Annotated in this window: 10 protein-coding genes; 2 read left to right on the top strand and 8 right to left on the bottom strand. The window is 41.0% G+C overall.

All coding sequences use genetic code 11. The features are described 5' to 3' along the window. Nucleotides 1-49: 49 nt before the first annotated feature. The 6 genes from clpX to rpsO form a co-directional block, all read right to left on the bottom strand. The gene (gene clpX, locus LKE01_RS03380; protein ID WP_179286781.1) at nt 50-1297 is read right to left on the bottom strand and encodes an ATP-dependent Clp protease ATP-binding subunit ClpX; all 1248 of its coding nucleotides are present in this window, start codon (nt 1295-1297) and stop codon (nt 50-52) included. Between the two features lie 149 nt (nt 1298-1446). Then, nucleotides 1447-2781: a trigger factor gene (tig, locus tag LKE01_RS03375; RefSeq protein ID WP_056982195.1), complete on the bottom strand. Its 1335-nt coding sequence runs from the start codon at nt 2779-2781 to the stop codon at nt 1447-1449. Between the two features lie 169 nt (nt 2782-2950). Further along, nucleotides 2951-4138, bottom strand: coding sequence for an elongation factor Tu (gene tuf / locus LKE01_RS03370; protein WP_054769507.1), 1188 nt, complete (start codon nt 4136-4138; stop codon nt 2951-2953). A 181-nt stretch (nt 4139-4319) separates the two neighbouring features. Continuing rightward, nucleotides 4320-5249: a hypothetical protein gene (locus tag LKE01_RS03365; RefSeq protein WP_056982193.1), complete on the bottom strand. Its 930-nt coding sequence runs from the start codon at nt 5247-5249 to the stop codon at nt 4320-4322. A gap of 67 nt (nt 5250-5316) precedes the next feature. Continuing rightward, on the bottom strand, nt 5317-7032 hold the full coding sequence (locus LKE01_RS03360) for a ribonuclease J (protein WP_056982191.1): 1716 nt from the start codon (nt 7030-7032) through the stop codon (nt 5317-5319). Nucleotides 7033-7196: 164 nt separating this feature from the next. After that, on the bottom strand, nt 7197-7466 hold the full coding sequence (gene rpsO / locus LKE01_RS03355; protein WP_020281908.1) for a 30S ribosomal protein S15: 270 nt from the start codon (nt 7464-7466) through the stop codon (nt 7197-7199). 246 nt (nt 7467-7712) lie between these two features. Between rpsO and rpsT the strand changes: the two genes are divergently transcribed. Both rpsT and LKE01_RS03345 read left to right on the top strand, forming a co-directional pair. After that, entirely contained in the window at nt 7713-7967 is a 255-nt protein-coding gene (gene rpsT / locus LKE01_RS03350) for a 30S ribosomal protein S20 (RefSeq protein WP_054769508.1), read from the top strand. Nucleotides 7968-8051: 84 nt separating this feature from the next. Continuing rightward, a protein-coding gene (locus LKE01_RS03345) for an IS5-like element ISLpl3 family transposase (RefSeq protein WP_086989537.1) occupies nt 8052-8827 on the top strand; the annotation gives its coding sequence in 2 pieces (ribosomal slippage) (nt 8052-8376 and nt 8376-8827; 777 coding nt in all). Nucleotides 8828-8930: 103 nt separating this feature from the next. Here LKE01_RS03345 and holA read toward each other — a convergent pair. Both holA and LKE01_RS03335 read right to left on the bottom strand, forming a co-directional pair. After that, nucleotides 8931-9956: a DNA polymerase III subunit delta gene (holA, locus tag LKE01_RS03340; RefSeq protein WP_056982189.1), complete on the bottom strand. Its 1026-nt coding sequence runs from the start codon at nt 9954-9956 to the stop codon at nt 8931-8933. Continuing rightward, nucleotides 9953-12160, bottom strand: a complete 2208-nt coding sequence (locus tag LKE01_RS03335) for a DNA internalization-related competence protein ComEC/Rec2 (protein ID WP_056982186.1) — start codon at nt 12158-12160, stop codon at nt 9953-9955. The genes holA and LKE01_RS03335 overlap by 4 nt, the downstream gene beginning before the upstream one ends. Nucleotides 12161-12194: the final 34 nt, after the last annotated feature.

The raw sequence follows: 12194 nt of genomic DNA, 5'->3' as shown, positions 1-12194 counted from the left end.
AAGAAATCTGACAGTAAGCTATCTAAAGTTTACATCAGATTTCTGGGAATTACGATGCTTGTTTTAAGATTAGTTCCGGTTCTTTATGATCGGTAACCGTCTCCGGTGTGATGACAACTTTTGAAACATCATTTCTGCTTGGTAAATCAAACATGATGTCTCGCATAACGTCTTCAATGATGGAACGAAGGCCACGGGCACCGGTATCACGGGCAATTGCCAATTGGGCCATCTTTTCAAGGGCACCTGGAGCGAACTCCAAATCGGCACCGTCAAGCTCAATCAGTTTCTTGTATTGCTTAACCAAGGCATTCTTAGGTTCAGTTAAAATCCGAACCAAATCATGTTCGTCAAGCTTATCAAGAGCAGTCAGAATTGGCAGACGACCAATGAATTCTGGAATTAGACCAAATTTCAGGAGGTCTTCAGGAATAACTGACTGCATAATGTTTTTAGGATTAACGTCGGCAGCTTCGTCGGAGTTGGTTCCAAAGCCAATGGTCTTATCACCAAGACGACTCTTAACAATGCCTTCAATTCCATCAAAGGCACCACCAACGATGAACAAAATGTTCGTTGTATCAATCTGAATGAATTCTTGTTGAGGATGCTTACGACCACCCTGAGGCGGAACGTTGGCAATCGTTCCTTCAAGGATCTTCAATAAAGCCTGTTGAACACCTTCACCGGAAACATCACGAGTAATCGAAACGTTTTCTGATTTCTTAGCAATCTTATCGATTTCATCAATATAGATAATACCGTGCTCAGCGCGTTCAACATCATAATCGGCATTTTGCAGAAGCTTTAAAAGAATGTTTTCAACATCTTCACCAACATATCCGGCTTCGGTTAAAGTCGTTGCATCAGCGATTGCAAATGGCACGTTAAGAATCTTAGCCAATGTTTGGGCTAAGTATGTCTTACCGGAACCAGTAGGTCCAATGATACAGATGTTACTCTTTTGAAGTTCCAAATCGTCGTCCGGTTCACTGATCATTTCGTTAACCCGCTTATAGTGATTATAAACGGCAACTGACAGTGTCCGTTTGGCATTTTCTTGACCAATTACAAATTCATTTAATTTATCCAGAATTTGCGCAGGTGTAAGAACCTTCAGTAAGTCTTCTGAAGATTTTTCTGGCGCTAATTCCTCGTCAATGATTTCTTTGCATAAATCAATACATTCGTTACAAATATAAACGCCGGGACCGGCAACAATTTTCTTTACCTGATCCTGTGTTTTTCCACAAAACGAGCAAGTAATAGGCCCGCTTGATTCGTTATCTTCAAACAAATTATTCACTCCTCCATCCAAGATGGACTTTAAATATAATAATCAACTAAGAATAACTTTACCATAACATATATAAATTGCAATCAATAGGCTTTACCCCTAAAAAAAGACCCGTCGAATGAACGGGTCCTTTTAATTAAGCAGAAAAACTATTTTTCTGATTTAGTGTCTTTAGAATCTTTTTCAGTTGATTTTGCTTTAGCGTCTTGCTTTGATGAATCAACAATTAAGTCAATTGCTTGCTTGATTGCGATATCATGTTTCAACATGTCATCGGTTAAGGCACTGCGAACAGCGTCTTCCTTCATACCATATTGTTTTGCAAGGTTCTTAACTTCTGCCTTAACATCATCTTCAGATGGTTCGATCTTTTCAGCAGCAACAATTGCTTCAAGAACCAAATTTGTCTTAACACGTTTGTCAGCGCCATCAGCAAATTGTTTCTTAAGATCCTCAGGTTTAGTTCCTGTCAACTGGAAGTACATCTGTTGGTTGATACCTTGTTGTTGCATACCTGCAAGGTATTGGTCCATTTGACGTTGGATATCTTCATCAACCATTGCTTGAGGGATATCTTTAACTTCGGCATTGTCAGTTGCTTCACTAATTGCAGCATCTTCGATTGCGTCGCGGGCTTCGCTCTTCTTTTGTTTCTTAAGATCGTCTTTGATCTTTTCCTTCAATTCATCAAGACTGTCAACGTTTTCGTCAACATCCTTGGCAAAGTCATCATCTAACTTAGGTAATTCCTTTGTCTTAACTTCATGAATCTTAGTCTTGAAGATTGCATCCTTACCGGCCAAGTCTTTAGCTTGATAATCCTTAGGGAATGTAACCTTAACTTCAACATCATCGCCGGCCTTGTGACCAACTAATTGATCTTCAAAACCTGGAATAAATGAATTTGAACCTAATTCAAGAGAATGGTTTTCAGCCTTGCCACCTTCAAATGGCTTGCCGTCAACAGTACCTTCAAAGTCAATCACAACAGTGTCGCCCTTTGCAGCAGCTTTACCTTCTTTAAGAACTAGTTCAGCTTGACTTTGACGCTTCTTTTCCAATTCAGCTTCAACGTCTTTTTGATAAACACGGGTATTTTGCTTTGGAACACTCAAACCTTTGTAGTCGCCAAGCTTAACTTCAGGCTTAACGGTAACAGTGGCTTTGATAACCCAAGGCTTACCTTTTTCCATTGACTCAACACTAATCTTAGGTTGGTCAACTGGTTCGATCTTAGCATCTTTAACAGCCTTTGAATATTCGTCAGGCAAGAGAATGTTGAGGGCATCTTCGTACAATGCTTCTTCACCATACATCTTGGTGAAAATTGCACGAGGAACCTTTCCTTTACGGAAGCCAGGTACTCGAATACTGTTCTTGTTCTTTTTGAATGCACGATCTAATCCAGATTTAATTGAATCTGTACCAATTTCGAAAGTTAATTCGCCATCATTGGTACCTTTCTTTTCCCATTTTGTAGACATCTTTTTTCCTCCGAGACCAAAAGATTTTTTTACAATTTCATAATTGCATAACATTGTTATTTTAACGTATTAATCATAAAATGTAAAATTAATTTCATATAACACTCAACATATAAAAAAAGCTGTGAGGAATTATCCTCACAGCTTAGTGTGCTTTTAACGAAAGAAACTAGTCCTTAACGTCACTAACAACACCGGCACCAACAGTATGGCCACCTTCACGGATGGTAAACTTAGTACCTTTTTCAATGGCAACTGGCTTAGTTAATTCAACTTGGAATGTAACGTTATCACCAGGCATAACCATTTCTACGCCCTTTTCCAATTCGATAACACCGGTAACATCGGTGGTATGGAAGTAGAATTGTGGACGATAGTTTGAGAAGAATGGAGTATGACGTCCACCTTCTTCTTTAGTCAAGATATAAACTTGACCTTCGAACTTCTTGTGGGTCTGGATTGAACCAGGTGCAGCAAGAACTTGTCCACGGACAACTTGATCACGGTCGATACCACGAAGAAGAACACCAACGTTATCTCCGGCTTGACCTTGATCCAATGTCTTACGGAACATTTCCAAACCAGTAACAGTTGACTTCAATGGTTGGTCGTTCAAACCAACGATTTCAACTTCGTCACCGACTTTAACAGTACCACGATCGATACGGCCAGATGCAACAGTACCACGACCAGTGATAGTGAAGACATCTTCAACTGGCATCAAGAATGGTTTGCTGTCGTCACGTTCTGGAGTTGGAATGTATTCATCAACAACATCCATTAAGTCAAGGATAACTTGTTCTTGCTCCTTGTCGCCCTCAAGTGCTTTAAGAGCTGAACCACGGAGAACAGGAATATCATCACCAGGATAATCGTATTCAGAAAGTAATTCACGAACTTCCATCTCAACCAAGTCAACTAATTCGTCATCATCAACTAAATCAGTCTTGTTCAAGAATACAACGATGTAATCAACACCAACCTGGTGAGCAAGTAAGATATGTTCACGAGTTTGTGGCATTGGGCCATCAGTTGCGGCAACAACCAAAATAGCACCATCCATTTGAGCGGCACCAGTGATCATGTTTTTAATGTAATCAGCATGTCCTGGGGCATCGATATGGGCATAGTGACGCTTTTCAGTTTCGTATTCCACGTGAGCAGTGTTGATAGTTATACCACGTTCACGTTCCTCTGGAGCTGCATCAATATCAGCATAGTCTTCAGCCTTAGCGAGACCCTTTGAAGCCAATACTTTAGTGATAGCAGCAGTCAAAGTAGTTTTCCCATGATCAATATGGCCAATAGTACCAATGTTTACATGGGGTTTTGTTCTTTCATAATGTTCTTTTGCCATTAATGAAACCTCCTGTTGTTTTCAAGAATTACATCAATTCACATCAATGCATTTCTAAGTGTTATTATACTACATCTTCTGGAAAAGACAAAGTAGTCAATTTTCGAAGAATCCTTAAGTATTATATCGATACTACAATTGTTTGTAAACAGATTCCCCTTATTTTCCGAAAATAATTTGGTTATATGAGACCAATTTTAATCTCCTGGTCATGAATCAGCTTAATCCAAGCCAGCATTCTTTCCTCTTCGGGACTATCTGCGGATGCAGTCCCACCAAAGGATTGGGCAATCACAGTTTCTGCCCAGAATTTGGGAATGGTGATGACTTCATCAAAATAGGGAAAAATGTAATTACTTTGAGTAAATAATTCTTTTTCAACAAGATCGAGCTTAATTGGATCTTCTGATTCAAATTGCTCGGTTACTTTTTTTAAAACAGCTACAAAAGATTGATATTCGTCCAATGGTTTTAATTCGTCAATACTTATGGTGTGGGACTTGCCATCCAGCCAATACAACTGGATGTTTTCAGAAAATTTCACTTTCATCAGCTGAAGTAGAACTTGAGTCTTTGAAACCTGCCAGCCAAAGGGATCATTCAGCAATGTTTTTGCTGCAAGCACATATTCCTTTAAAGGCAACTTCTGTGAAACCGTGATTTCGTGGACCTGCTCATACACCGGAAGTGAACCAAGATGAGCCAATCGTCTTGTTTGCTTTGATAAATCGTTACTGTGCTGTTGACGGTAGGCATCCTCATTTTGAAGAATGACTGCCTGTCGCTGCTGGTGCTTGTCCGCCGATGTGTGAGCCAGTACTTCTCTGGCAGCCATGAACAGATCATTGGCCAAGAATATCTTTAGTCCGTCCGACTGGTATTGCGGATTAGTGATAAAGTCATTTTGAAATTCCTGAATGACCTTGTAGGCTTCTGAAAACTTCTTTAAATTGTAGAGCGCACTTGCATACAGATCGTTTATCTCAAGCATCTTCGGGTATTTCTCCAACAAATGTTCAGACTTGTTGACGACTTGATTGAATCGGCCGTCTTGCAGATCTTCATGGGCACTAAGTAAAATGACCTGATCGTTTTTTGTAATTCCAGCCATGATTTCCTCCATCATCCACTACTATAGAAAACGAGCAATTCAATTTAATGAATTACTCGCTTGTTGATTAATCTTTTTCAGTCGCTTTTTGCTTTTTCTTTGAACGTTTATGGTGTTGATTGACTTCCATAATAACTGGAAGGATAACTGGACGACGCTTTGTCTGCTTGTAGAGATAATCGCTTAAGTCTTCTCGAACATCCTGCTTTAAGTTGCTCCAATCAAACTCTTTGTGTTCAAGATTGTTCGTAACCGTCTTCTCAATAATGCCGGCTGCATCCTTCATCAGGTCTTTATTGGCCTTGACATAGACAAATCCTCTGGAAGTTAACTTAGGACTTGAAACAATCCGCTTCTTTTTACGGTCAATTGTCACAACAGCCACAAAGATACCGTCTTCGGAAAGAACTTTTCGATCCCGGAGAACAATGTTCCCAATGTCGCCGATTCCGATCCCATCAATCATGGTGTCGGCCAAGTCAACGCCCTTTCCGAGATGAATGTCATCCTTGGAAATTGAAATGACATCACCCTTTGCCGGAATGACAATTTGATCATCCGTATAGCCAATTTCTTTGGCTAATTTGGCATTGGCTTCAAGTAAACGATATTCTCCTTGAACAGGGATAATATACTTTGGATGCAAAAGATTCATCAATAATTGTAAATCGGATTGACTGGCATCACCTGATGAGTTCATCTCATCAGAAATCATCTTAACTTCACCATCGGCCCGATAAACCATATCGCGGGTTTTAGCAACGGTTGTTTCCATTGCAGTAGATGGGGTTGTCGTAATAAATACCAAATCTTTTGGTTCAATATTAATGTCACTTTGTTCCTTGTTGGCCATTCGTTGAATTGCCTTAATGGGTTCGCCCATTTTACCAGTCTGAATAATGACAACTTTGTCAGGTGCCATTTTCTTCAGCTCATCAAGTGAGCCAATCAGTAAATCGTCTTCAGGAAGCTTCAGGGTATTTAATCCCATTGCGGTTTTAACAATCCGCTCCAAATCATGACCGGTTAAGTAAACTTTCCGACCAGTTCTGGCAGCAGCATTGAAGACCTGTTGCATTCTCAAAATATTGGAAGCAACGCTGGCAACGATAATCCGGCTGTCTTGATAGTTGAATGTATCATATATATATTCGGCAATTTTCTTCTCTGACGCACTTGGCTTAGGATTTTCAGCATTTCCTGAATCATCAAGCAATGCTAAAACGCCCTCATCGCCCAATTGGGTCAAAGCTGAGTAGTTGGTCTGATAAATTGGCGCAGCGGTCTGATCAAATTTGAAATCACCGGTGTAAACAATGATTCCATCTGATGTGTGAAGGGCAATTCCCAAAGAACCGGGGATTGAATGTGTTGTCTTGAAGAAAGTCACTTTGATGTCGTCAAAATCAATTTCACTGCGTTCGCTGACAACATGGAAATCATCAAAGCTCTTAATTTCCTCAGAGTCCGCCACATTAAGTTTGGCTAACTCAATTGTCATTTCAGAACCAAAGACTGGCACATCAAACTTACTTAAGAAGTAAGAAATCGCACCAATTGAGTCCGCGTGACCGTGTGTCAGGAAGACCCCGACAATCCGATCTTTATTTTCTTCCAACCAGCTAAAGTCGGGAATCACAACATCGATTCCCAATAATTCGTTTTCAGGATATTTTAGACCACAGTCCAAAATATAAATTCCGCCATTAATATCAACCGCGTACATGTTTTTACCATTCTCGCGGACGCCACCAATAGCCATGACTTTTATTTTGTTTTTCATGATTCACCTCAAAAATTAATTTGTTCTTTTTTACGTTCGTTTTCAGCTTCTTTTAGTTTAACATATTTTTTGTTGAAACCGAATTTTTCAAAACAGATTGTTATTGCTTAAAATAAATATGTATAAAAAAAGAACGGAAAATATCCGTTCTTGAAATGTTAATATTAACGACGAAGACCTAAGTCCTTGATCAATTGACGATAACGAGTAACGTCATTGTCACGTAAGTAAGCCAAAAGGTTACGACGGTGACCAATCTTCTTCATAAGTCCACGTTGTGAATGATAATCTTTACGATGAGTACGCATATGTTCGTTCAGTTCGTTGATATCTGCAGTCAAAACAGCGATTTGAACCTCTGCTGAACCGGTATCGCCTTCGTGACGAGCAAACTTGTTGATAATTTCGTTCTTCTTGGTTTGTGTAATTGCCATAATATATAACCACCTTTTTATTTTTTTGAAGCCAACAACTGAGTAAACGGAAGTGGTACCCGACAAACTAAGTCGAAGGTCTTGTACAACACACAAAAGTTAGTATACCGGATTCTTTTAATAAATACAAGCCTCTTTGCAATATTCATTCGCAGTTTGGGTTGCAATAGTCGGCTGGTTTTTGTATAATGATGCTTGTTGAAATTTAATAATTTTTACTAAGAATAATACTCGGAGGTGAGTCAAATGCCAATTATCAAATCTGCTATCGAACGTGTTAAAACCAACGAAAAAGCACAACGTCGTAACGCTGCTCAATTGAGTGCATACCGTACTGCAGTTAAGAAGTTCCAAAAGGCACAAGTTGCCGGTTCTGACGACGCTAAGGATTTATACATTAACGCAATCAGCGCAATTGATCATGCAAAATCAAAGGGCTTAATCAAAGCTAACAAGGCTGCTCGTGACAAGTCACGTTTAACTTCAAAATTAGCTAAATAAAACCTTTTCCAGTTGTTAGTTAGGGACTGTCTGAAAACTAAAAATTCAGGTATAATCTGAGGAAAAACGAATCGAGGCATTCCGATGACAACACCTAAACGATACGAACTGGAAGATGCTCAGTGGGACCGAATCAAAGGATACTTCCCGCCATACCGGACTGGCCGTCCATCAAGCCTAGACAACCGTACCGCCCTCAACGCTATCCTCTGGCTCATGCGCAGCGGGGCTCCTTGGCGTGATCTACCTGAACGCTATGGCTCTTGGAAAACGGTGTATAGTCGCTTCCGAGCCTGGGTAAGTTCAGGCTTGTTCGAACAGGTTTTTCTCGAATTGATTGACGATCCCGACATGGAAAACTTGAGCTTAGATTCAACGATCGTTCGAGCGCATCAAAAGGCCACTGGGGCAAAAAAAACGCCGAATGTATGGTCGAAAATCAAGCTATTGGACTAAGTCGAGGTGGCCGAACGACCAAGATTCACGCACTCGTTGACGGATTAGGGAATCCCTTGGGTTTTCGCCTAACAGGTGGTCAAGTACATGATAGCCAAGTTGCCAGTGAGTTGCTGGAAGGCTTCGATATTTCTCAATCAAATATTATCGCGGATAAAGCCTATGGCACCGCGAAACTTCGCCAGTATATTGAAGATAAAGCAGGCGTCTATACCATTCCGCCAAAGGAAAATACCAAAGACAAGTGGACCTGTGATTACCACGTTTATTGTGAGCGCCATTTGATTGAGAACTTCTTCAATCAGTTGAAGAACTTTCGTAGGATTGCAACGCGTTATGATAAGCTCGCTCATGTTTATCTGGCTACGGTTTACATTGCCTCAATTTGCATCTTACTTAAGTAGTTTTCAGACGGACCCTAGTCTAACAACTTTTTTTGTACACTTTTTTACATAAAAACAGGAGTTGGAATTGCCATTTGGCATCCCGACTCCTGTTTTCGTATTTCTAACTGACGCTTTTCATAAATTTCAGCACAAATAATTCAAATAATAATTCTGGCGGACGCCGGGTCGACTTCATTTGACGTTCCGTATCCACCAAACCCACATAGGCATCCCTCAGCTGACCATAACTAAACTTTCTCACAGTCTGCATTGCGAGCTTAACCCGATAAGGATGAACTTTCAGGGTTGATGCCAGATTCCCCTGGGAGTAGCCGTGCTTTTGAAGGATCATCACCTGCAGTAAAAGCCGAAACTGCTGGATCAAGACCGCGTTGATTCGGATCGGCTCATCATTTTCCAAAAGCAGCTGATGATAAATATCCATTGACTGCTTGGCATTCTTCTTCAGCACGCTGTTAACCAGATCAAAAACATTCTGTTCCATTGATCGACTGACAAGGCCATTGACCGAATCAATATCAATCACTTTAGTATCATTATTATATAAAAATAATTTGGGAAGGTCGCTCATCATCGAAGTCAGCTTACCGCCGGTTAACTCGACCATTCGGTCCAATGCATCTTGATTAATCTTAAATCCTTCCGAAGTGATCTTATCGGTAACCAGCTGTTTGATTTCACGTTCGCGAAGACTGCCAATTTCGACAGTCACCGCAACCTTCTTGAGAGCCTTGGTAATTTTCTTCCGTGAATCCAGCTTGTCATAGGGCGCAAATATCACCATGACAGTGGATTTCTCGGGATGTTTCAAATACTCAAGAAAATCGTCAATGTTCTGATCAATTTTAGACTTGGTTCTCATTCCGGTTAAAAAGTATGGCCGGTTAATCATCACCAACCGCCGCTCACCAAAAAACGGCACGGAGATTGCGTCCTCCACAGCAGCCGAGATGGTCGTATCTTCCATGTCATAGCTGCCAATATTCATTGACCGTTCACTATCGGGGATAATGTTTGTGAATGCATTTTTGATTTGTTGGGAGAGATATTCCTGGTCACCCATAATCAAATATACCGGATCGGCAGTTCCAGCATTTAATTGTTTTATTAATTGCGAATAATTCATTCTAGGTTCCCTTCATTGCCTTTCAAGACAGTTTTAAAATGTCCGGTATTGTTTCGATAAATATATCTTACCATACCCTGTTTTTGGGTATTATAAATTCTGACGTTATGCTGTTTGAGTGTCACCAAGGTTTCATCATTGGGATGCCCATAACGATTGTTTCGGCCGGCAGAAATCAAAGCAATCCGCGGCTTGATGGCGGAAATAAATTGCGGGTCTGAAGCAGTCTTGCTTCCGTGATGGCCAACCTTCAAAACATCCGCAGTCAATCCATGGTGACGGGCAATCGTGTCCAATTCACCGGGCCGATCCAAGTCCCCTGTGAACAGCCAGCTGAGGCCACCCTTTTGAGTGCCTAAAACCATTGAATCATGGTTTTCACCCTTCCCTGCTAAATATGGGTGATAAATCTCAGCCGGAAGCCCCACCACCCGCATTTCGTCATTGACACATAACAGCTTGGTGGTTTGCCGACGATCGGCAATTCGCTTCATAAAGCCGGGGTTCTTATCCATTCCCAACGGAACGAGGATCCTGCCGATGTCCATTTCTTGAATGTACGCCGGCAGGTCGCCACAGTGATCGGCATCCTGATGGCTGACGCACAAATTATCAATTTTGGAAATGCCGATACTTTTCAAATAATTAATCGATAATCGCTTGGCTTGATATTTTTGAGTGCCCCTTTGCCATGCTTCAGAAGCAAACTGAACTTTTCCACCAGTGTCAATCAACGTCACGGAGCGATTAAACGGCTCCCGAATTAAAAAGCTGTCACCTTGGCCAATATCAAACATTGTCACCTCGCCGTATCGAGGAAAGTGAATCCAACAAAACGAAACAAGGTAAGTCAACAACAATCCCACCATAATTCGCTTTGAGTGTCTCCGATCAGAAATTGCCAGAAGAAGCGTCAAAGTCACCATCACCAAAACAATGATTAATGACGGCTTGCCAAATACCACCATCCCCGGCAACTGACTAATGGTATTCAAACCATCGTTAAACACATGTAAGAACCAGTCAATTGGCCGGATGAGCATTGTCCCAACTAAGCCACTCACCACGCCGACAATCACCAATGGGAAAATGACGCGGCCAAAGATTGGCAGCACAACTAAATTAACGGCGACACTCAAAAAATGCCATTCATAAATGTTAAATAACAAGATTGGAACAGTTAGTAAATTTAAAATAACAGTTTGTTTGATATAAGATAATTTTTCAGAAGCAATCAACCCCAACGAAAGTCCGTAACTTAACTGAACGCCCATCAGGAACATCGTCTCGGGTAAAATCAGCAAATTGATCATTAATGAACCGCTCCAAATATCAAGTTGTGAGAACCCAAGCTTGAATACGCGATTAATAATCCCAATAATTGCCATGATGACTGCCCGTAAAAGGCCTGGGGATCCGCCGGAAAAGATAAAATATCCACCCAAAAATAAGATGGCGATAACAGCTTTTCGAAATCGAGAAATTCCCAACCATGCCATCAATTGATCAATAATCGAAAGAAAATAGGCCACATGCATTCCAGAAATACTGAATATATGCAAAAGCCCCAACCTTTTAACACCCGTCATCTCATCGAAAAAATTGTTTGGCCGATAACCACTAATCAAACCGGTCGCGTAGATTCCCAACGTTTCGGGAAGTCGACCGCAGTAATGATTAAAAATTGATCGAATAATGTGAATTCGATCAATAATCGAGAGCTTGGGTGGTGACCCTTTAATATGAAAATTTTCCACCAAAAAAGCGTGACAAATCTTCTGGTGATGGTAATACTTGCGAGCATCAAACTGATTCAGATTAGTGGCCGGCAAAAAATCCGATACTTTACCAGCCGCTTCAACCACTATTGGTTTGACCTCATTCATAAACAAATGCTGCTGGCCTTTGTCCTTCAGTCGGGCGTAGAACACCATCTTCTGGTCCGCCCCTTCAGGCTTGGCAATAAAAGCTAAATTTGCCCCATCAACCTTCGCAGTGTCAGGATATATTTTCACGGTCAGTGTCTTTTGATTGGTGGATTGAGCAAGCTGAAGTTGTGTAACCCAACAAACTCCGGCAAAGATTATCGCCACCATCATGCAAATAACCATTATCTGCGGACTGCGCAACAATCCAATCCTCAAGCACAGGATGACTAATAGTCCAAGGCCGATTAAGTGATTCCCATAAATCGCCATGCTCATTAGCAGCATGATTCCAGCCGGAAAGATGAGCCAA

This window comes from Lentilactobacillus kefiri, assembly GCF_007989105.1.
In the GTDB taxonomy this organism is placed as follows: domain Bacteria; phylum Bacillota; class Bacilli; order Lactobacillales; family Lactobacillaceae; genus Lentilactobacillus; species Lentilactobacillus kefiri.
This window is presented reverse-complemented; position numbering and strand designations above follow the sequence as displayed.

Coding starts and splice junctions, on each gene's coding strand:
- rpsT (WP_054769508.1), top strand. CDS start 7,713: ATGCCAATTATCAAATCTGCTATCGAACGTGTTAAAACCAACGAAAAA.
- LKE01_RS03365 (WP_056982193.1), bottom strand. CDS start 5,249: ATGGCTGGAATTACAAAAAACGATCAGGTCATTTTACTTAGTGCCCAT.
- tuf (WP_054769507.1), bottom strand. CDS start 4,138: ATGGCAAAAGAACATTATGAAAGAACAAAACCCCATGTAAACATTGGT.
- holA (WP_056982189.1), bottom strand. CDS start 9,956: ATGAATTATTCGCAATTAATAAAACAATTAAATGCTGGAACTGCCGAT.
- LKE01_RS03360 (WP_056982191.1), bottom strand. CDS start 7,032: ATGAAAAACAAAATAAAAGTCATGGCTATTGGTGGCGTCCGCGAGAAT.
- tig (WP_056982195.1), bottom strand. CDS start 2,781: ATGTCTACAAAATGGGAAAAGAAAGGTACCAATGATGGCGAATTAACT.
- LKE01_RS03335 (WP_056982186.1), bottom strand. CDS start 12,160: ATGAGCATGGCGATTTATGGGAATCACTTAATCGGCCTTGGACTATTA.
- rpsO (WP_020281908.1), bottom strand. CDS start 7,466: ATGGCAATTACACAAACCAAGAAGAACGAAATTATCAACAAGTTTGCT.